The sequence below is a fragment of the Kribbella sp. CWNU-51 genome, assembly GCF_054073265.1.
In genome coordinates this window covers 94,675-113,940 of sequence record NZ_JBSXMZ010000043.1, presented here as the reverse complement: position 1 = coordinate 113,940, position 19,266 = coordinate 94,675, and the positions used below count along the sequence as shown (strand labels likewise).

Below are 19,266 nucleotides of genomic sequence, written 5' to 3'. Positions count from 1 at the left end.
CAATCTCGTGCTCTTGTGCAAACGGTGTCACCGTGACCTGCACGCGGGCCACTGGACCATCCAGATCACCAACGGCATCGTCGACGTCGCCCGCCCCGCCTGGGCCACCCCCAACCGCATCCCCCGCGACAGATACCGGCCACCAACCACCACACCCAACCCCACCAAACCGACACCCCGCTCAACCGGGGGTGCAGCCGGCAGGTCCACGCTGCCTGGCCGAGGGAGACGGACCCGCCCTGGATCACGGCCGACGATGCCGCCCGCCTCAACCCATGGGGCGACGCCGTGGGGAGCGAGCCCGGTCGGAGCGAGGGCGGTCAAAGCGAGCCCGGTCGGAGCAAGGCCGGTGGGTACGTCGCGCCTGAGGAGCGGCCCACGTCCGCCCCTACCCACTCCGACTGCAGTGACTTCGATCCATGGGGTGATGGCGGGAAGTCGACTGTGACCAGCCGCAGCCGGAACAACCCCGCAAACGAGAACAGTGCTGCCTTCGACCCTTGGGGCGACTCCACAACCCCGCACAGTGCAGGTAGCAACGACCTCGCCGGTGCCCGGACGGAACGCCGCAGGATCCACCAGCCGTTCAGCGCAGAAAGCGATCTCGCGAGCTGACACCACCCACCACGACCTGCTCCCCCCCCACCGAGCTCGCACGCACCATCCACCGCATGACCTGCTCGCCCCCACCCACCGCATGACCTTCCGGCTGCAGCCACGAAGGAGGACCGCGCCGCTTCGGCTTCTCCGGCACGGGGGTACCCGATCGAACGGGCAGTCCGGCCTGCGGCTGCGGGCCGAAGGGCCAGTTCGAAACGCGCGCTAGCCGTTCAAAAGCGTGTTGAGTTCTTGTTTGGTGGGGAGATTTTCTGGGCGGGCGATGTCGGCGGTGCGGACGTAGTAGAAGGCGGCGGTTACCTGGTGGAGGGGGATGTTCATGAGTTCGGACCAGGCGACTCGGTAGATGGCTAGTTGGAGGGGGTCGGCGGATTCGGTGCGGGTGGTCTTCCAGTCGATGACGTCGTAGCCGCGGGAGCCGTCCGGGCGGACGACCTGGTAGACGGCGTCGATGCGGCCGCGGATGACTCGGCCGCCGAGGGCGAGGGCGAACGGGGCTTCGATCTCGTACGGCGTGGTTTCGCCGTACGGGCCGATGCGGAAAGCGTCCATGAGTTCGGTCAGGTCGGTGTCGTCGACGATGTCCTCGTCCGCGGCGCCGGGAAGATCATCGGGGTCGAGCAGGAGTTGCTGACCGAAGTAGCTCTCGACCCAGGCGTGGAAGCGGGTGCCGAAGCGGGCCGCGCGATTGGGTTTACGCGGCATCGGACGGGCCAGCTCGGACGCCAGGCCGTCCGGGTCCTTGGCCAGGCGCATCACCTGGGTCGCGGACAGGGCCGCCGGCAGCGTCACGTCGTACGCCTTCCGGCTCCGGCTTTCCCTTGCCTCGGACAACAATCGCTCGATCTCGGAGTCCCACCGCGCGACCGTCGCCTGCTCGTCCAGCAGCAGCGACTCCTCGGCCTCCATCGACGGCCCCTCCGCCCGCGCCTGCTGCACCAGCGCCGCCGAATCCAACCGTCGCTGGTACGACTCCACGTCGTACGGCGTCGGCCACGGAGCCATCGTCTGCTCGGCGAGCTCCGGATTCTCCGCGGTCAACTCGGGCTGCTCGGCCCACTCGACGACCCGCTCGCCGGCGTGCTGCTTCAGCATCGAAAGGTACGACGACGGTCCGCGGGGGCGCTTCTGCGTCGGACCCCACCAGTGCCCGGTGGCGACGAGGATCTCCTTCGCCCGGGTGAAAGCGACGTACCCGAGCCGCCGCTCCTCCAGCGCGTTCACGACCTTGCACTCGTCTGCGAACGACTTCAGCCCGGCATTGGACAGGTCGTGGATGTCGGGCAGCGTGCCGGCGTCACCGCGCAGCGGCCACGGCAGCACCTTCGCGTTCGTGGTCCATTTGTCCCGGCCGCGATCCGACGGAAACACCTTCTGGACCAGCGTCGGCACGAAGACGATCGGCCACTCCAGACCTTTCGACCGGTGCGTGGTGAGCAGCTTCACCGAGTCCGCTTCACTCGGTACGGCGAGATCGAGGCCGGCGGCGTACTCCTCCTCAGCGGCCAGATACGCCAGCAGGCCGTCGAGCGAACCGTCCGACTCGGTGGACACGAAGTTGCCGACGGCATCCAAGAAGGCCGCGAGGTGGTCGCGGCGGCCGGCGTCGACGTGGCCGGGGGTGGCGGTGAGCTCGACGTCCAGGCCGATCGTAGTGATCACCCGCCGGACCAGGTCGAGCAGCGGCTCCCCCGCGTGCGCACGCAGCTCGCGCAACTCGGTCGAGAGTTCCTTGAAGCGGACCAGGGCCTCCGGTGCGTAGCCCCACGCGTTCGGCCCCGGATCATCGACTGCCTCGGCGAGCGAGATGACCTCGGTGGAGTCCATCCCGGCGACCGCGGCGTCGAGTGCGGCGACCAGGTCGTCGGCGGCGGGGCGTTCGCCGGCATCGGCGAGGGTGCGCGCCCGGTTGGCGAGCAGGGCGAGGTCGCGGTGGCCGATCCGGAAGCGCGGACCGGTCAGGATCCGCAGCATGGCCGCGTTGGCCGTGAGGTCGTTGACCGCTTGCAGCGTCGCGACGACGTCGACGACCTCGGGGAGCGCAAGCAGTCCGCCGAGGCCGACCACCTCGACCGGGACCTTGCGCGCGATGAGGGCTTCGTGGACCGCGCTGAGGTCGACGTTCGTCCGCATCAGGATGCCGATGTCCTTCCACCGGCGGTTCGGGGTGCGGTGGGCGGCGACGATCGCATCGGCGACCCACTCGATCTCTTGCGAGCGCGTCTCGAACAGGCCGACGGTGATCGCGCCTTCGGGTGCGTTGTCGGGGGCTTCGAGCGGGATCACGCCCGGGTGCTGTTCGTACAGCTCAGCCGCGTGCTGGTTGGCGGCGGCGAGGATCCGGCTGCCGCAGCGGCGGTTGACGCTCAGTACATAGCGGCGGGCCGGCGAACCGTCAGCGTTGGGGAAGTGTGAGGGGAACTCGTCCAGGTTCGCGACGGATGCGCCGCGCCAGCCGTAGATCGCCTGGCACGGGTCGCCGACCGCGGTCACGGGATGCCCTCGGCCGTCGCCCCCGGCGAACAGTGCGGTCAGCATGCGGCGCTGCGATACCGAGGTGTCCTGGTATTCGTCGAGCAGCACGACCTTGTACCGCGACCGCTCGACCGCCGCGACCTCCGGGCACTCCTCGGCCAGTCGCGCACCGAGCGCCATCTGGTCGGCGAAGTCGACGACGCCGCGCTCTCCCTTGTACGCCTGGTATTCCTCGACGAGTTGCAGGATCTCGCCACGCTTCAACGCGGTCTCGGCGAGCTTGCGCACCTCGACCGTCTGCTTGCGTGCCGCGGCGACTTCTCGTCGGACCGCCTCGTCGTGGTCGCGTACGTCGTCCGCCCGGAGCAGGTGGTCCGCGAGCTCACCGTCGAGCGCGAGCAGGCTGTTGACCAGCGTGGGCACGTGGTGCGACGCGAACCGGATCGGCCCAGCGGATCGCCGTACGACGCGACCCGCGAGCTGGAACCGTGTCGCGTCGGCGAGGACGCGGGCGTCGGGCTCGAGACCGAGGCGGAGACCGTGCTCGGCGATCAGCGTGCCGGCGAACGCGTGGTACGTCGAGACGACGGGCTCGCCGGGCTCCTCCGGTTCCCAGTTCGGGATGTTGCTGCGGAGGTGGGCGGCGAGGATCGGGTGCTGATCCTTCGGCAGGGTCGAGCCGAGTACGCCGGCCTTCGTCAGGTCCTCGCGGATCCGCACGTCCAGCTCGTTGGCCGCCTTCTTCGTGAACGTCAGCCCGAGCACTTCCTCCGGCTTCACCTGCCCGGTGCAGATCAACCACACCACCCGAGCCGCCATCGCCGTCGTCTTCCCCGACCCGGCGCCCGCGACAATCACCCCAGGCGCCAACGGAGCCGTAATGGCCGCCAACTGCTGATCACTGAACGGAATCCCCAGCAGATCACACAGTTCGGCCGTGGTGCTCAGCTGCGCACGCATCACCAGGACTCCTCTCCGGCAAGCAAACTGTGGGGACCTGAACTGCGCGCCGGGAGGCCGGCGGTGGACGAGGTATAGGTGGCCTCACCGCCTGCTGGGTGGAGGTAGGCGGTGGGCGAAACGAGGTGGTGAGGCGAGGTCCCGAGAGGTGGGCGGCGGGCGGCGGTGGGTGCGCGCATCAGACGATTTCTCGGCCTTCGGGTTGGATGGGGCAGAGGGCGCGGGCTTCGCAGCGGGTGCAGCCGTCGTTGCGTTGGGCGGTGAATTCTTCGGTGCGGACCATGGACTCGGCGTTGTCGACCGCTTCGTCCAGCCAGGTCTTGCCGTCCTCGTCGGTCTCGAGTGGGCCCTGGTGCTGGACCTTGGGGAAGCCGCCGTTGTCGTCGTGACGGAGCTGGACGAGCTCGGCGCCGCCGGCGACCGGCTCGTCGCCGAGGACCTTCAGCTGACGGGACGCGATCGCGCGCTGGTAGATCGCGAGCTGTACGTGCCGCGCGACCGCCGGCTTGGTCGGCAGCGACCGGCCTGTCTTCAGGTCGACCACGCGGATCGTCCCCTCGGTGTCCTGCTCGACGCGGTCCATCCGGCCCTTGACCCGGACCGCCGGCTTGTCGGTGTCCGGGAGCAGTACGTCGAACTCGACCTCCGTCCCGACCAACGTCCGATCCGGCCGGCCCTGGTGCCACGCGACGAACCGCCGCAACGCAGCCTCCGCCTCGACGCGCTCCCGGTCCGAGATCCACGCGGACTCGAACTCCAGCTGCGTCCACACCTTGTCGAGCCAGCCGTTCAGCTCGTCCACCGACGGCGGCAACGTCCCGGTCGCGACCGCGTCCGCCAACGTGTGCAACACCATGCCGAACCCGATCGCCGACGTACTAGGCGTTTCCCCGCCGGCCCGCCGGGTCAGGAACCACCGCAGCGGACAGTCCACGATCGTCGTCAGCGCGCTCCCCGACAACTGCACCGGTAGATCGGGATCCGCGATCGGCCGCTCCGAGCGGGTGCGCTCCCGCACACCCCACCACCGCGACGGATCGGCCGTAGGCACCAGAGGATGCTCCCGGTCGTCCACGGCGTCGGCCAACTGGGCCAGCCGATCAGCGGCAACCCGCTTCAGCGCGGGCGACGACGCAGGATCCGCGAGCACGCACCGCAGATCAGCAACCAGACCGTGCAACGACAACGGCCGCCGCGGCCGACCCGCAACCAGCTTCAAAGGAATGTCGAGCTCGGCAAGGAATCTGGACGGTTGATCCCCGTCCGCCTCCGGCGCCTGCACCGCCGTCACGATCAACCGCTCCCGAGCCCGCGTGATCGCGACGTAGAACAACCGTCTCTCCTCGGCCAGCAAGGCACCGGCCGACAACGGATCGACAAGCCCGTCAGGCCCCAGCCGGTCGGGCTCGAGCAGCGAACCCCGCCGCCGCAGATCCGGCCATTGCCCTTCCTGCACACCGGCAACGACGACCAGTCGCCACTGCAACCCCTTCGACCGGTGCGCCGTCATCAGCTGGACGCCGGCCTCGCGATACGTCCCGTCGAACCGGTTGTCCGCCGCGATGTCGAGCGATTCGAGCTCCGAAAGGAACGCCGAGACCCCCTTGAACCCGACCTGCTCCTCGGCCCGGCTCGCCGCGTCGAACAACGCGCACAAGGAATCCAGATCCCGGTTCGCCGCCCGCGCCGTCTCCCCACCGGAGTGCGCCTGACCGCGCAACCGCCGCAACCATGGCGAGTCCGACCACAGCGACCACATCACCTCGTCCGGCGCGGCCCCCGCGGGCACGATGTTCCTTGCCTTGAGCAACCTCTCGCCCAGGGCCGCGAACCGCGCCTCGGCCGGCGACGCCTCCTCGTCGAGCAGCAGCGGATTCACCAATGCCTCACGCAGCAGCTCGTCCGACGACCGCGGCAACCGCTGCCCACCGGCCGCCTCGCGATCACGCCGCCGTAACACCCGCGCCAGCCGCCGCAACTGTCCCGCGTCCATCGCCCCCAACGGCGACAACGCCAGCGACCGTACGACGTCAACCGTCAGCGTCGACGGATCCGCGACAGCCCGCAAAGCCAACAGCATCGGACGTACGGCGGGCTCCCGGGACAACGGCAGTTCGTCACCGGCGACATCGACCGGGATCCCGGCGGCCGCGAGCGCACGACGTAATGGCGGGATCGAACGACTGCCGGACCGGACCAGCACCGCCATCTCGTTCCAGCCGACCCCGTCCTGCACATGCGCGCGACGCAGCAGATCCGCGATGTGTTCGAGCTCGGCACCGCTGGTCGAGTACAGGTTCGCTTCGACCTTGCCGGCGCCGTAGACGCATCCGCTGGCGTCTGGATTCCGGAAGCGCTCGAACGTGTCCCGGTCCAGCGTCCCCGGCACGCCCAACCTACTGACGACATTGCGAGACACCCGCTGCAGCGTCGTACCGAAGCGTCGGGTCGTGCCCAAAGCGATCTGCGCCGCCTCCGCACCACTAGACGTACGGAACTCGTCGGTGAAGCGCAGCAGACCACGGACGTCGGCGCCGCGGAACGTGTAGATCGACTGGTCCGGATCGCCCACGACGACCAGGTCGCGGCCGTCGCCGGCGATCGCCTGCAGCAGCTTGATCTGACCGGGATCGGTGTCCTGATACTCGTCGACGAAGACGGCCTTGAACTCGGTCCGCAGCTTGGCCTGCACGAGCGGCTGCTGGGCCAGGATCACGGCGCGGTGGATCAGCTCGGAGTAGTCCAGCACCCGCTCGTGGTCGAGGATCTGCAGGTACTCCTCGAAGAAGTCGCCGACCGCGACCCACTCGGCCCGGTCCGCCGAGCGCCCGATCGCGGACAGGTCCTCCGGGTCGAGCCCGAGCTGCCGTGCCTTGCCGATCACCGCCTGCACCTCGTCGGTGAACCCGCGCGTCTTCAACGCCGGATGCAGACTCCCCGGCCAGGACACCGCACCGACCTCACGACTGCCGGACAGCGCCTCACTCAACCGCAGGGACTGCTCCGGTCCGGACGGCAGCCGCAGCGGCACGTCGAACGCGTCGGCCGGTGTGAAACGTCGCAGCAACGCATAACAGAAGGAATGGAAAGTCATCGACGGCATCACCCGGGTCGTCCGCCCGAGCCGTCCGGTGATCCGGTCGCGCAGCTCGGTCGCCGCCTTGCGCCCGAACGTCAGCACCAGCACCTGGTCGGGATTCAGCCCGCGATTCCGCACCCGGTCGACGACCGCCTCGACCAACGTGGTCGTCTTCCCCGTCCCCGGCCCAGCCAGCACCAGCAGAGGTCCGCCGGCATGATCAACGACCGCTTGCTGATCCGCATCCAGGACCGGCGCCTCCGCGCTGCGCCCCTCGGCTCGGACCAGCCGATACCGGGACCCCTGTCTGCTGACCATCGCCCCATCCCAGCAGACCCCGCCGACAATCCCGATCGCCCACTCCGAGCACGGACTTCACTAGCCGGAAAGCGGACAGATCAGTGGTCGTCGACGTCCGGATCCCAGCGGACTTCGCGGAGGTTGACCCGGCCGTTGGTGACGCGGACGCCGTCGGAGCGGAGGTTGTGCAGTTGCTCGTCGCCGACCTCGTCCGCGGGTACGCCGGAAGCCCGGATCACCCGCCACCACGGCACGCCACCGCCGTACTCGCGCATGATCGCGCCGACCTGACGCGGCCCACCCTGACCGACGTACTCCGCGATGTCGCCGTACGTCGCGACGCTGCCCGGCGGGATCGACTCGACGGCACGCAACACCGCCTCGACGTACTCCTCCCTGTCCACGAACCCAAACCTAGCGGGGACCGCGGACAGTTCAGGCGAGCGGGGCGAGCGCCTTCGCGAGCGGCTCGAGCACGGACGGCGGGGCGTCGAGCGGGAGGTTCATCACGGCCAGATCGACGCCCGCTTCGGCGTACGCCGCTGCCATCGCGACCGCGGTGTCGAGCGGCGCGTCCGGGTCGATGCGGACGTTGACCGAGCAGGTGATCTCGTTGACGTCGCGACCGGCCTCCTCGCAGCGCTGGATCAGCACGTCCTTGAGCGACTTCCACTCCTCCGGGCTCTGGACGATGACGTTCCACTGCTGGGCCCACCGGGCGACCGCTCGCAACGTGCGCTTCGGCCCCTTGCCGCCGATGGTGATCGGCGGGTGCGGGGTCTGCACGGCCTTCGGCTCGCAGTACGCGTCGGTGAGCTTGATGTACTTGCCGTCGAAGTTCGCGACCTTCTCGGTGAGCAGCGCGATGATCGCCTGCGTGCCCTCGTCGAACCGGTCGAAGCGTTCCTTCAGCGGATAGAGGTCGATGCCGTAGGCGGTGGTCTCCATCTCGTTCCAGCCGGCGCCGATGCCGAGCTCGAGCCGGCCGTTCGAGATGATGTCGGTGGTCGCGGCCATGTTCGCCAGTACGGCGGGATGCCGGTAGATCATCCCGGTCACCTGGCAGCCGAGCCGGATCCGCTCGGTCGCCTGCGCCAGCGCAGCCAGCGTGGTCCACGCCTCGAGGTTCGGACCGGCCATGTCACCGCTGAGCGGGTAGAAGTGATCCCAGTGCCAGGCGGACTCGAAGATCTCGAACTGATCCGCCGCGACCCACACGTCCCGCAGTTGCTGCCAGGTGGTGTGCTCCGGCCTGGTCTTGATCGCGAACCGCATACCCGCGCCTCCCTAGGCACTCGGTAACCGTTTCCTCGAGTGACCTTACCCCCGGGCGCTAACCGAAGCAGAGGGACTGGATCGGGCTGCCGTCCTGGAAGGCGGTGACCACGGCGAAGACCTCGAAGACGACGGCGGCGGCCGCGGTGGCGAAGAGGATCAGGGCGAGCGGCTGGCGGCTGCGGTGGAACCACAGCACCAAGAGGACGAGCGCGATCACACCGACGACCAGCCCGGCAAACCCGAGCACGTACGCGGCCGCCGGCAATGTCAACGTGCCGTCGCAGGTGTCCTGACGCCGGCGCACCAACTCGGTCTGCGCGTTGGAGTTCGTCAGCGCGAGCAGCACACCGACGACCATCAGCGCGAACACCACCCCCTGGCGCCGCCGGCCGGTGCGAGCCTCCTCCCCCATGGGAAGGCTTTAGTCGAGACCGAGCCGGGCGCGCACCTCGGGACGCCGCAGCGGCGGCACCGTCTGCGGCGGGACCCGGCGCTCCGGCATCTCCGCCAGCAACTGCTCGGTGATCTTCGCGACCTCGGTCGCGGCCCGCTCGATCGGGCCGCGGGTGGTCGCACTCAGCGAGCCGACGCCACTCACCTTGCGCACGTACTGCAGCGCGGCCGCGTAGATCTCCTCAGAGGTCGCGGCCGGCTCGAGTCCCCTCAGAACCGTGATGTTTCTGCACATGCCAAGACACTACGTGGCCGCGGGGACAAACCCACCCGAATCCTACGGGGTGTTGACTTCCCTAATGGTCTTAGGTTTTCCTTAGTGCATGAGCACTGCCGGGCTGGACCGTCGTACCCGCCGTCGCCAGGAGACCATCGCGGAGATCCTGGACGTCGCCATCGAACTGATGGAGACCGAGGGTGTCGCCGCGCTCAGCCTGTCCGCGGTCGCCCGCCGGCTCGGCATGCAACCGCCGTCGCTGTACCAGTACTTCCCGTCGAAGATGGCGATCTACGACGCGCTCTTCCAGCGCGGCGCCGAGAAGCTGCGGGACGCCTACCGTGCACCCCGGGACGCGGCGCGCACCACCGATCCTCTGGAGCGCAACCTGATCGCGGCCACCGCGTTCAGCCGTTGGTGTCTGGGCCACCAGGTCTACTGCCAGTTGCTGTTCTGGAGGACGATCCCCGGCTTCGAGCCGAGCCCGGCGGCGTACGCACCGGCGCAGGAGGCCCTGACTGATCTCCGGGACCATCTCCAGGCGACGGTGGACGCGGGTTACCTGCGCCCGGATGCGACAAGCGACGAGGCCCTCGCCCTCTACACCTCGATGACCGCCGGTCTGCTGTCCCAGCAGATGGCCAACGAGCCCGATGTGTCACACGAGGAAGGACGGTTCAGCCGGCTGCTGCCCGTCGTCCTCGAGATGTTCTACCAGCGCTACGCACCGACCAGGGGGAAATGATGACCGCTGTACTCGCTCAACAGATCGGCCGGGCCGACCGGCAACGCTGCAAGGTCCACCGCGAGGCAGAGCTTGACGCGTGGCACGACCTGCTCGCGTCACTCGAGGGAGCCGAGTGGCACCGCCGTACTGTCTGCGACGCGTGGGACGTCGCGGACGTCGCCGGGCACCTGATCGGCCAGGCAGAGGACGTGCTCCGGCCGTGGTTGTTCCCACTGCGCGACCTCAAGGCGAAGCGGAAGTACCCGCAGGCGGTACTGCTCGACGCCCACATGATGATCCAGGCCGACGAGCACCGGGGTACGCCGCCCGCCGAAGTGCGGGCCTTGTTCGACAAGGGGTGGGCGAAGGCCTCGCGCAGGATTGCCCGGAACCCGGCGCTCGTCCGGCGGATCCGGGTGAAGCTCGAAGGCGTGCCGGGCTTCGAATCGATCGATCTCGGCTACATCCAGGACATCCTGCTCGCCCGTGATCTGTGGATGCATCGCGACGACGTCTGCCAAGGACTCGGGCGGGAGTTCGACGCCGGTCCGTACGCCGAGGAACTGATCGCGCAGGTCATGTACGACGTCGACGCCGGTCCGTTCTGGGGTGACCGTCCGGCCGTTCTGCTGGAACTCACCGGACAGGGAGGTGGGACCTACCGGCTGGGGAGGGGCGAGCCGGTCGGCCGCGCCGCTCTGGATGCCGTCGGCTACATGCGGACGCTGTCCGGCCGGGACGACCATCCCGTCGTCACCGGCGATCCGGTGGCCGTCGAAGCGGTCAGCAGCTGCCGGATGGCCTTCTAGACGTCAGGGGCTGCTGGACATCAGGGGGCTGGAGTGATCCAGCCCCCTGAGCAGGTCTAGTACGACGGCTGACTCGGGTCGATCTGGTCGACCCAGGCGACCACGCCGCCGCCGACGTGGACCGCGTCGGAGAAGCCCGCGCCCTTCGCGATCGCCAGGACCTCGGCGGAGCGGACGCCGGACTTGCAGTGGAAGACCAGCTGCTTGTCCTGCGGCAGCTTCTCCAGCGCCACACCGGTCTGGAAGTCGGCCTTCGGGATCAGCACCGAGCCCGGGATCCGGTTGATCTCGTACTCGTTCGGCTCGCGGACGTCGATCAGTACGAAGTCCTTCTCGCCGTTGTCCTTCAGCTTGATCCACTCGCTCAGCTGCTTCACCGAGATGGTCGAGCCGACGGCCGCGTCGGCCGCCTCCTCGGTGATCGCGCCGCAGAAGTCCTCGTAGTCGATCAGCTCGGTGACGGTCGGGTTCTCACCGCAGATGGCGCAGTTCGGGTCCTTGCGGACCTTCAGCGAGCGCCAGTTCAGGTCGAGCGCCTCGTAGATGTTCAGCCGGCCGAGCGACGGGTCGCCGATGCCGGTGAGCAGCTTGATCGCCTCGGTCACCTGCGCCGCACCGACGGACGCGCAGAGCACGCCCAGTACGCCGCCTTCCGCGCAGGACGGGACCATGCCGGGTGGCGGCGGCTCCGGGTAAAGGCAGCGGTAGCACGGGCCGTGCTCGGCCCAGAACACGCTGATCTGGCCGTCGAAGCGGAAGATCGAGCCCCAGACGTACGGCTTGCCGAGCAGCACCGCGGCGTCGTTCACCAGGTACCGGGTGGCGAAGTTGTCGGTGCCGTCGACGATCAGGTCGTACTGCTCGAAGATCTCGAACACGTTGTCGTTGTCCAGCCGGGTCTCGTGCAGGACGACGTTGGTGTTCGGGTTGGTCTCGAGAATCGACTCCTTGGCCGACTGGGCCTTGGACTTGCCCACGTCGGACTGGCCGTGGATGATCTGGCGCTGCAGGTTGGACTCGTCGACGGTGTCGAACTCGACGATGCCGAGCGTGCCGACACCGGCCGCGGCCAGGTACAGCAGCGCCGGGCTGCCGAGACCACCGGCGCCGATCACCAGCACCTTGGAGTTCTTCAGCCGCTTCTGCCCGGCCATCCCGACCTCGGGGATGATCAGGTGCCGCGAGTACCGGCGCACCTCGTCGATGGTCAGCTCGTCGGCCGGTTCGACCAGCGGTGGCAGTGACACGTGTCGGCTCCTCAGGAAGACGTGGGACGGGATCTCCGGTTTTCAACCATCTGTCCCTCCCCCATGTTCCCGCACATCCCAAACCACCCCGCGCCCTGTCCACATCCCGGTCCCCTCATCTCACTCCCCCACCGCCTCTTTGAGCACCCACCAACCAGAATCCGCGGCGGAAAACGGTCGGTGGGTGCTCAAGGTCGGGTCAGTCGTTGTCGGTGATGGTGGCGGAGAGGGTGGGGTGGGGGTGGGGGCGTTGGAGTGGTGGAGGGTGGCGGTGAAGGTCTCGGTGGGTTCCTTGAGGTTGTCGTCGAGGATTCTGACCGAGAGGTCGCCGGAGCAGATCAGCCGTACGTCGCCCGCCCTCAAGACGGCTGGGTCGGTACTGATCAGGGTGAGCGTGCGCTGGTCGGGCGACTGCTTGGCGACACCCAGCGCGACCCCGTCGACCGCGAGCAGCGGCAGCGACGCGCGCATCGGCGCCGGCGCGTCGAGGCGGAGGGTCAGGCGGTAGCTACCGTCTACCGGTTCGACGTTCCAGTTGTTGCCTTTAGCAACGGATAGCGGCACGCGCGGGGCGGCCACAGCGGTCATTACACCCAGCAGTGCGACCGTCCCCAGTGACAGCGTCCTCGCGGCGTGGGCCATCACTCGCGCAGCGGTCCTCTCGTTGTCGACGAACAGGTTGTTCGTCGGACCTGTCAGGCGAGAGGAAAGTTGACCGGATCCGCCGCTCGGTCGTGTCTTAGTCCAGCGGCGGATTCGACTCGATCAGGAGATCAGCTGGCGGACGGCGCGCTCGACCAGCTCGGGGTGTTCCATCTGTGCGACGTGACCGGACTGCGGCAGGTAGAGCAGCCGCGCGTTCGGGAAGGTGCGCTGGGCCTTGGTGCGGATCCGGGCGTCGACGAGTCGGTCCTTGCCGCCGTACACCAGCAGCACCGGGCACTCCACCTTTGCCGCATCCGCCCACAACGACCGCCGCGGCGGAGCCAGCGACGACCTCAGAATGCTCCGGGCGCCGTCCAGTGTCGCCCGCGTCACCCACGGGTCGGTGTCGCGCCGCCGCAACTCTTCCTCGTACACCGCCAGCACCTCGGGCGCCAGCGACCGCGGATCGCCAAACACCATCGCCAGCGACGCCCGGAACCGCCGGTCGAACGGCAACCGCCGGCTCCGCTCGAGTACGACGGGACCCAGCCGGGGCGTCGCGAGCGCGGTGAACCACACCGCACTGGCGGACACCCGCGGATGCGGCAGGGCGGGAGAGATCAGGGTCAACGAGGCGATCAGGTCCGGGCGCTGCGCTGCGAGCCTCACCGCGACGGCGCCACCCATCGAGTTCCCGAACAGGTGCACCGGCTGATCGACCTCACGCTCCAGCAGCTCGATCAGTACGGCGGCCTGCTCGGTGATCCCCGCGGCTCCGGCGAGCGGCGTACGTCCGAAGCCGGGCAGATCGGGGGCCATACCGCGGATCGTGTCGTTGAGCAGCAGCCCGAGGGCCGTCCAGTTCAGCGAGGACCCGCCGAGGCCGTGCACGAACAGTGCGGGTGGTAGGTCCGCCGCCGCGCCCGGCACGTCTCTGACCAGCAGATCCACCCCAGCGACCGGCACCCGCCGTGCCGGCCATTCCTGTGCTCCCAACGGCACGCCAGTGCCGGTTACTGCCCCGTAACTCTCCACGAAACCCATGTTAAGACGCTCTCAAGCTGGACACTGGGACACATGGCAAGCGCGCCGCAGCAGCTGACGACCGAGGTCGACGGGCAGACGATGAAGCTCACCAACCTCGGCAAGGTGCTGTATCCACAGACCGGCTTCACCAAGGCCGAGGTGATCGACTACTACCACCAGGTCGCGCACCTGCTGCTGCCACATCTGTCTGACCGCCCACTGACCCGCAAGCGGTGGCCCGACGGCACAGAAGCGCCGTACTTCTTCGAGAAGAACGCCCCGCGCGGTACGCCGGCCTGGGTGCGGACCGTGACACTCCCGACGCCGGGCAGCTCCACCGGCCGGGACGAGGCGGACTTCGTGGTCGCCGACGACATCCAGACCGTGGTCTGGCTGGCCAACCTGGCCGCGCTCGAACTGCACGTGCCGCAGTGGCGGATCGGCCTGTCGGACCACGGCAAGAAGCCAGAGGCCGACCTGATCGTTTTCGACCTCGACCCGGGGCCGGGGGCGACCATCGTGGAGTGCTGCGATGTCGCACTGGCCCTGCGCGAGCTGTTGAGTCACTACGGGCTGGAGGGTTGGCCGAAGACATCCGGCAACAAAGGTATGCACTTGTACGTGCCGATCGAGCCGGCGTCGTCCAGGAAGACCAGTGCGTTCGCCAAACAACTGGCCGAGCAGTTGGCCGAGGCCCTGCCCGAGAACGTCACCGCGAACATGACCAAAGCACTGCGTCCAGGCAAGGTCTTCATCGACTGGAGCCAGAACGCCAGCGCCAAGACCACACTGGCGCCGTACTCCCTCCGCGGGTCCGACGAGCCGCGGGTGTCCACCCCGATCGACTGGGACGAGGTGGCGTCGGCGACCACGCCCGAGGAGCTCAGATTCCTCCCCCACGACGTCCTCGCCCGGATCGAGGAGTACGGCGATGTCCTGGAGGGGCTCTATGACGACCCGAAGCCGCTACCGTCGTAAGGGTCAGAACCGTCGAACACCGAGAGGAGAGGCAGTCGCATGACCAGTGAACCCGACTATGAGGGTCCTGCCGTCGGCAGTGTCCCGGATGACGCTCCCGAGGCCGACGTACTGGAGCAACGCCAGAGCTCCACCGTGGTGGACGACCGACCCGAGGACTCCGGCGTACTGCTGGAGGCCGACCCGGTCGATGTGGCGGAGCAGCGCCGCGCGGTGGGCGACACGGACGAGGACGACTACCGCTGAGCGGTACCACGATGGAACCCGGTTCGGCGGGGAAGCTACTGGCCGGGACAACCGCTGGGTAGGATTCGGGCAACGACCCGGCGGTCGAGCCCGAGCCGCCGGCGCCGCACCACCGAAGGAGCCGACGTGTCGACGACACCCGAGACCGCGCCCAAGCGCGGCAGCCGCCTGCCGCGGCTGGCCCGCCGCGCGCAACTGCTCGAGGCGGCCCAGGAGGTTTTTGTCGCGAACGGCTACCACGCCGCCGCGATGGACGACATCGCCGACCGGGCCGGCGTCTCCAAGCCGGTCCTGTACCAGCACTTCCCCGGCAAGCTGGAGCTGTACCTGGCGCTGCTGGACACCTCCTGCGACGCGATCATCGCCTCGGTCCGGGACGCGCTGAAGTCCACCGATGACAACAAGCTCCGGGTCGCGGCCACCATGCACGCGTTCTTCGAGTACGTGGCGAACGCGCAGGGCGCCTTCCGGCTGGTCTTCGAGTCGGACCTGACCAACGAGACGGCTGTCCGGGAGCGGGTGGACCGCGTCACCCACGCCTGCGCCGAGGCGGTCTCCGAGGTGATCAGCGCCGACGCCGGCCTGAGCCGCGAGCAGTCCATGGTGCTGGCCGTCAGCCTGGTCGGCATGGCGCAGGTCAGTGCCCGCTACTGGCTGGCCTCCGACGACCCGACGCTGGCCCAGCAGCAGGCCGCCGACCTGGTCGCCTCGCTGGCGTGGCGCGGCATCCGCGGCTTCCCTCGCACCGACGGCTGAGGGTTCTGCTCTCGGCGGACGGGTGAGGGCCGACGGCTCGCAGCGGATAGGCTCGAAGCGTCACCGGCGAGAGCCGCCGGTCGGAATGTGCCCGGAGGGTTTCGTGGAGGTCAAGATCGGCGTGCAGCACGCCAATCGTGAATTGGTGCTGGAGAGCGAGCAGACCCCGGAAGAGGTCCAGGAGGCGGTCGCCGCGGCGCTCAGCGGCAAGGCGAACCTGTTGCAGCTGACCGACGACAAGGGCCGCCGGGTGATCATCCCGGCCGACCGGCTCGCGTACGTGGAGATCGGCGAGGTCTCGATCCGCAAGGTGGGCTTCGGCGCGATCTGATCGCGGTCCGGACACGTTCGCGCGTGTCCCGGTTGCGGAGTGCCACGGAAGGGGCACGATGGCGTTGAGACCTGCGTTGCAGTGGTCTGGTAGCTACGGGGGCGCCGGCCCAGGCGCAGGTCAGCCATCCCTCAAAGGAGGAACCGTGTACTGGGTCTGGATGCTCATCGTCAGCCTCATCGCGGGCATCATCTTCGGGCCGCTGGCCCGGCTGGTGCTCCCCGGCAAGCAGAACATCAGCCTCGGCTGGACCATCCTCGGCGGCGGCATCGGCGCCTTCATCGGTGGTCTGATCGCCTACTTCCTCGGCGTCAAGGACACCAGCGGCCCGGACTGGATCCAGTACCTGATCCAGATCATCTGCGCCGCGATCGTCATCGCGTTCATCTCGTCGCGCAAAGCCAGAACCGCCTGACCACACCCGCCCGCGGGGCGAGTTCCCCGCGCATCCCGACGGCCGCCGCCCCTTCCGGGCAGGCGGCCGTTGTGTGTCTCAGGCCTGCAGGCCGAGGGCGGTCATCCGGGCGGTGTGGGCCTCGGTGAGCCGGGTGAACATGCGGCCGATCGCGGCCAGGTCGAGGCCAGGGCGGTCGACCGATCCGGCCAGCAGCGCCGCCAGTGAGTCCCGGTCCGCGGCGATCCGCTGCGCCTGGCTGAGCGCCTCGCCGACCAGGCGGCGTCCCCACAGCGCCAGCCGGCCACCCAGCTTCGGGTCCTCCTCGATCGCGGCCCGGACCCGGTCGACCACGAACTCGGCCTGCCCGGAGTCCGCGAACACCTCGAGCACGAGGCCCCGGGTCTCCGCGTCCACGAACGACGCGATCTCGCGGTAGAAGTCGTTGGCCAGGCCGTCTCCGACGTACGCCTTGACCAGGCCCTCCAGCCAGTCCGACGGCGCGGTGTGATCGTGGAACGCGTCCAGCGGGGTGACGAACGGCGTCATCGCCGCCATCGGGTCCACGCCGAGCGCGACCAGCCGGTCCCGCAGTTGCTGGAAGTGGCCGAACTCGGTCGTCGCCAGCGCCGCCAGCTCCGCCTTGTCGTTCAGCGTCGGCGCCAGTTTGGCGTCCTCCGCCATTCGCTCGAACGCCGTCAGCTCGCCGTACGCGAGCACTCCCAGCAGATCCACCGCCGCGGCCCGGTAGGCGGGATCATCAAAGGCCGTCTGCTCCATGCCCGGCACCCTATCTGGACCGAAGCGCGAGTGGCGCAAACCACACGAGGCGGGCTTGACGGCGGTTGCGGCTACACTGGTGGGCGATTCGCCGGTGACGCGCCCAGATGGGCAAGCTGGTGCGAGGTGCTTGCACAGTGTCCCCGCGCCTCACGATCGGGGCTGAGAAGCCCCAGGCGCCCGGCCACTGAGCACACCTGTCCGTACAAGCATGTGAGAGGCGATCAGCCTGACCACCTTCCGAGAGCTCGGCGTGCTGCCCGAGATCTGCGACGCGCTCGACCGCGTCAACATCGTGGAGCCGTTTCCGATCCAGGAAATGACACTCCCCGTCGCCCTGATGGGCACCGACCTGATCGGCCAGGCCCGCACGGGCACCGGCAAGACGCTCGGCTTCGGCATCCCGTTGCTGCAGCGCACCATCTCCCCCGGCGAGGCCGACTACGAGGAGCTCGCCGCTCCCGGCAAGCCGCAGGCGCTGGTCGTCACCCCGACCCGCGAGCTCACCATCCAGGTCGCCAAGGACCTGGAGACCGCGTCCACCGTCCGCACCGTGCGCGTCCTGACCATCTACGGCGGCGTCGCGTACGAGCCGCAGCTGGACGCACTGAAGAAGGGCGTCGACGTCGTCGTCGGTACGCCGGGACGCCTGCTGGACCTGGCGAACCGGGGTGTCCTCGACCTCGGCCACATCAAGGTGCTGGTGCTGGACGAGGCCGACGAGATGCTCGACCTCGGCTTCCTGCCCGACGTGGAACGCATTCTGCGCAAGACCCCCGAGCTGCGGCAGACAATGTTGTTCTCGGCAACGATGCCGTCCGCGGTGATCGCACTGGCCCGCACCCACATGCGGCACCCGCTGAACATCCGCGCGGAATCGCACGAGGACACCGAGATGGTGCCGACCACGGCACAGTTCGTCTACCGGGCGCACGATCTGGACAAGCCCGAGGTGGTCGCGCGGATCCTGCAGGCCGAGGACCGCGGCCGGGTGATGATCTTCTGCCGGACCAAGCGGGAGGCCTCGCGGCTGACCGACGACCTGCAGGACCGGGGCTTCAAGGCCGCCGCGATCCACGGCGACCTGAACCAGCAGGCCCGTGAACGCGCGCTGACCCGGTTCCGCGGCGACAAGATCGACGTACTGATCTGCACCGATGTCGCGGCGCGCGGCATCGACGTCGAGGGCGTGACGCACGTCATCAACAACACCTGCCCCGAGGACGAGAAGGCCTACATCCACCGGATCGGCCGGACCGGACGGGCCGGCGCGAGCGGGATCGCCGTCACCTTCGTCGACTGGCCGGACTTGACCCGGTGGAAGACGATCAACAAGGCGCTCGACCTGCCGTACGACGAGCCGCAGGAGATCTACTCGACGTCGCCGGAGCTGTACCACGACCTGGGTATCCCGACCGACGCGAAGGGCCGGATCAAGCCGGCCCGCGAGCCGCGCGAGACCGCCGAGGCTCGCGAGGAGCGGCCGGCGCGGAGCCGTCGCGGTGGCGAGCCACGCACCGAGGGTGACGGCGAGCGGACCGCGCGCAAGCGCAGCCGGACCCGCAAGCGCACTCGCTCCGGCCAGCTGGTCGACGAGAAGTCCGACGCCGACGTCACCAGCAAGACCCAGGTGCCGCCGACCGAGGAGTCCTCGACCGAGGCCGCCGAGGCCCCGCAGCAGGAGCGGAAGCCGCGCAAGCGCACCCGCAAGACTGCGGAGACCAAGCCTGAGGTCCAGGCCGAGGTCACGACTGTGGACGCGGCCGTCGAGGCACCTGCTGAGGCGCCGGTCAAGCGGACCCGTGCGCGCACCCGGAAGACCGCCGAGGCGAAGCCGGCCGAGACCGCTGAGTCGAAGCCGGCCGAGACCGCTGAGTCGGGGACGCCTCCGACGATGCCGCTGTTCACCGCCCCGGAGTGACCCGCACCGTTTCCGAATGGTGATCT

Annotated in this window: 18 protein-coding genes; 8 read left to right on the top strand and 10 right to left on the bottom strand. The window is 68.9% G+C overall.

Annotation, left to right across the window (positions count from 1 at the left end; genetic code table 11):
- Nucleotides 1-822: 822 nt before the first annotated feature.
- From ACXC9Q_RS34280 to ACXC9Q_RS34255, 6 genes are all read right to left on the bottom strand, one after another.
- Entirely contained in the window at nucleotides 823-4,053 is a 3,231-nt protein-coding gene (locus ACXC9Q_RS34280) for a UvrD-helicase domain-containing protein (protein ID WP_457060800.1), read from the bottom strand.
- Nucleotides 4,054-4,231: 178 nt separating this feature from the next.
- Nucleotides 4,232-7,450, bottom strand: a complete 3,219-nt coding sequence (locus ACXC9Q_RS34275; protein ID WP_457060799.1) for an ATP-dependent helicase — start codon at nucleotides 7,448-7,450, stop codon at nucleotides 4,232-4,234.
- Between the two features lie 80 nt (nucleotides 7,451-7,530).
- Entirely contained in the window at nucleotides 7,531-7,836 is a 306-nt protein-coding gene (locus ACXC9Q_RS34270; protein WP_328518632.1) for an MGMT family protein, read from the bottom strand.
- Between the two features lie 31 nt (nucleotides 7,837-7,867).
- Nucleotides 7,868-8,707: a TIGR03560 family F420-dependent LLM class oxidoreductase gene (locus ACXC9Q_RS34265; RefSeq protein WP_457060798.1), complete on the bottom strand. Its 840-nt coding sequence runs from the start codon at nucleotides 8,705-8,707 to the stop codon at nucleotides 7,868-7,870.
- 58 nt (nucleotides 8,708-8,765) lie between these two features.
- Nucleotides 8,766-9,122 (bottom strand): hypothetical protein, encoded by a 357-nt coding sequence (locus tag ACXC9Q_RS34260; RefSeq protein ID WP_457060797.1) that lies wholly within the window; start codon nucleotides 9,120-9,122, stop codon nucleotides 8,766-8,768.
- Between the two features lie 9 nt (nucleotides 9,123-9,131).
- Nucleotides 9,132-9,398, bottom strand: a complete 267-nt coding sequence (locus ACXC9Q_RS34255) for a DUF2277 domain-containing protein (protein ID WP_328518629.1) — start codon at nucleotides 9,396-9,398, stop codon at nucleotides 9,132-9,134.
- Between the two features lie 88 nt (nucleotides 9,399-9,486).
- On the opposite strand from ACXC9Q_RS34255, the gene ACXC9Q_RS34250 reads away from it, so the two are divergent.
- Together ACXC9Q_RS34250 and ACXC9Q_RS34245 are read left to right on the top strand one after the other, a co-directional pair.
- The gene (locus ACXC9Q_RS34250) at nucleotides 9,487-10,125 is read left to right on the top strand and encodes a TetR/AcrR family transcriptional regulator (protein ID WP_457060796.1); all 639 of its coding nucleotides are present in this window, start codon (nucleotides 9,487-9,489) and stop codon (nucleotides 10,123-10,125) included.
- Nucleotides 10,125-10,916, top strand: coding sequence for a maleylpyruvate isomerase family mycothiol-dependent enzyme (locus ACXC9Q_RS34245; protein WP_457060795.1), 792 nt, complete (start codon nucleotides 10,125-10,127; stop codon nucleotides 10,914-10,916). The genes ACXC9Q_RS34250 and ACXC9Q_RS34245 overlap by 1 nt, the downstream gene beginning before the upstream one ends.
- A 56-nt stretch (nucleotides 10,917-10,972) precedes the next feature.
- Here the strand turns inward: ACXC9Q_RS34245 and moeZ are convergent, their stop codons facing one another.
- The 3 genes from moeZ to ACXC9Q_RS34230 all read right to left on the bottom strand — a co-directional run bounded on the left by moeZ (nucleotide 10,973) and on the right by ACXC9Q_RS34230 (nucleotide 13,843).
- Nucleotides 10,973-12,163 (bottom strand): adenylyltransferase/sulfurtransferase MoeZ, encoded by a 1,191-nt coding sequence (gene moeZ / locus ACXC9Q_RS34240; RefSeq protein ID WP_457060794.1) that lies wholly within the window; start codon nucleotides 12,161-12,163, stop codon nucleotides 10,973-10,975.
- A gap of 120 nt (nucleotides 12,164-12,283) precedes the next feature.
- Entirely contained in the window at nucleotides 12,284-12,742 is a 459-nt protein-coding gene (locus ACXC9Q_RS34235) for a hypothetical protein (protein ID WP_457060793.1), read from the bottom strand.
- A 186-nt stretch (nucleotides 12,743-12,928) separates the two neighbouring features.
- The gene (locus ACXC9Q_RS34230; protein WP_457060792.1) at nucleotides 12,929-13,843 is read right to left on the bottom strand and encodes an alpha/beta fold hydrolase; all 915 of its coding nucleotides are present in this window, start codon (nucleotides 13,841-13,843) and stop codon (nucleotides 12,929-12,931) included.
- 42 nt (nucleotides 13,844-13,885) lie between these two features.
- Here ACXC9Q_RS34230 and ligD point away from each other — a divergent pair, with 42 nt between their 5' ends.
- From ligD to ACXC9Q_RS34205, 5 genes are all read left to right on the top strand, one after another.
- Nucleotides 13,886-14,812: a non-homologous end-joining DNA ligase gene (ligD, locus tag ACXC9Q_RS34225; RefSeq protein ID WP_328518621.1), complete on the top strand. Its 927-nt coding sequence runs from the start codon at nucleotides 13,886-13,888 to the stop codon at nucleotides 14,810-14,812.
- 39 nt (nucleotides 14,813-14,851) lie between these two features.
- Nucleotides 14,852-15,058 (top strand): hypothetical protein, encoded by a 207-nt coding sequence (locus tag ACXC9Q_RS34220; protein ID WP_457060791.1) that lies wholly within the window; start codon nucleotides 14,852-14,854, stop codon nucleotides 15,056-15,058.
- Nucleotides 15,059-15,184: 126 nt separating this feature from the next.
- Nucleotides 15,185-15,814, top strand: a complete 630-nt coding sequence (locus tag ACXC9Q_RS34215) for a TetR/AcrR family transcriptional regulator (protein WP_329481032.1) — start codon at nucleotides 15,185-15,187, stop codon at nucleotides 15,812-15,814.
- Between the two features lie 103 nt (nucleotides 15,815-15,917).
- A complete protein-coding gene (locus tag ACXC9Q_RS34210) occupies nucleotides 15,918-16,145 on the top strand; it encodes a DUF3107 domain-containing protein (protein ID WP_328518618.1) in 228 nt (75 codons plus the stop codon).
- A gap of 145 nt (nucleotides 16,146-16,290) precedes the next feature.
- On the top strand, nucleotides 16,291-16,560 hold the full coding sequence (locus ACXC9Q_RS34205; protein ID WP_457060790.1) for a GlsB/YeaQ/YmgE family stress response membrane protein: 270 nt from the start codon (nucleotides 16,291-16,293) through the stop codon (nucleotides 16,558-16,560).
- 78 nt (nucleotides 16,561-16,638) lie between these two features.
- On the opposite strand, the gene ACXC9Q_RS34200 is transcribed toward ACXC9Q_RS34205, so the two are convergent.
- Complete coding sequence (locus tag ACXC9Q_RS34200; RefSeq protein WP_329481036.1) at nucleotides 16,639-17,319, bottom strand: ferritin-like fold-containing protein; 681 nt, start codon at nucleotides 17,317-17,319, stop codon at nucleotides 16,639-16,641.
- Nucleotides 17,320-17,572: 253 nt separating this feature from the next.
- Here ACXC9Q_RS34200 and ACXC9Q_RS34195 point away from each other — a divergent pair, with 253 nt between their 5' ends.
- Nucleotides 17,573-19,240 carry a DEAD/DEAH box helicase gene (locus tag ACXC9Q_RS34195; RefSeq protein ID WP_457060789.1) on the top strand — a complete coding sequence of 556 codons (1,668 nt, stop codon included), beginning with the start codon at nucleotides 17,573-17,575 and terminating at the stop codon, nucleotides 19,238-19,240.
- Nucleotides 19,241-19,266 lie beyond the last annotated feature (26 nt).

Coding starts and splice junctions, on each gene's coding strand:
- ACXC9Q_RS34280 (WP_457060800.1), bottom strand. CDS start 4,053: ATGCGTGCGCAGCTGAGCACCACGGCCGAACTGTGTGATCTGCTGGGG.
- ACXC9Q_RS34275 (WP_457060799.1), bottom strand. CDS start 7,450: ATGGTCAGCAGACAGGGGTCCCGGTATCGGCTGGTCCGAGCCGAGGGG.
- ACXC9Q_RS34265 (WP_457060798.1), bottom strand. CDS start 8,707: ATGCGGTTCGCGATCAAGACCAGGCCGGAGCACACCACCTGGCAGCAA.
- ACXC9Q_RS34260 (WP_457060797.1), bottom strand. CDS start 9,122: ATGGGGGAGGAGGCTCGCACCGGCCGGCGGCGCCAGGGGGTGGTGTTC.
- ACXC9Q_RS34255 (WP_328518629.1), bottom strand. CDS start 9,398: ATGTGCAGAAACATCACGGTTCTGAGGGGACTCGAGCCGGCCGCGACC.
- ACXC9Q_RS34250 (WP_457060796.1), top strand. CDS start 9,487: ATGAGCACTGCCGGGCTGGACCGTCGTACCCGCCGTCGCCAGGAGACC.
- ACXC9Q_RS34245 (WP_457060795.1), top strand. CDS start 10,125: ATGACCGCTGTACTCGCTCAACAGATCGGCCGGGCCGACCGGCAACGC.
- ligD (WP_328518621.1), top strand. CDS start 13,886: ATGGCAAGCGCGCCGCAGCAGCTGACGACCGAGGTCGACGGGCAGACG.
- ACXC9Q_RS34220 (WP_457060791.1), top strand. CDS start 14,852: ATGACCAGTGAACCCGACTATGAGGGTCCTGCCGTCGGCAGTGTCCCG.
- ACXC9Q_RS34200 (WP_329481036.1), bottom strand. CDS start 17,319: ATGGAGCAGACGGCCTTTGATGATCCCGCCTACCGGGCCGCGGCGGTG.